The sequence below is a fragment of the Alteromonas sp. KUL106 genome, assembly GCF_009811415.1.
GTDB lineage: Bacteria > Pseudomonadota > Gammaproteobacteria > Enterobacterales > Alteromonadaceae > Alteromonas.
Genome location: NZ_BLIG01000123.1, coordinates 1 through 225 on the forward strand (window position 1 = coordinate 1; position 225 = coordinate 225).

Here is a 225-nt window from a genome sequence, read left to right on the forward strand (position 1 = left end):
CAAATATGGGGCGCAGACATGTGTGCAAAAATGGCGAAGCCGCGCACATGTTTGCGTCCCAGCGAGCGACAGCGAGTGCCATGATTTGTTTGTTATGTGCGTTTAAAAACAACAGCATTTTAATTGCGCAAATAGGTAACAAACTTAAGCGTCTGCTTGGCTGCATAAAAGACCATTATTGCTAAAACTACCAGAGAGAGAAAGAAAATAAACGATGTTGGAAAA

The 225-nt window shown here is 42.2% G+C and carries 1 protein-coding gene; it reads left to right on the plus strand.

What is annotated here, in order from left to right:
• Positions 1-185, plus strand: a 185-nt coding sequence (locus GVO63_RS19720; RefSeq protein ID WP_236552244.1) for a hypothetical protein, incomplete at its 5' end; no start/stop codon positions are given.
• Between the last annotated feature and the right edge of the window lie 40 nt (positions 186-225).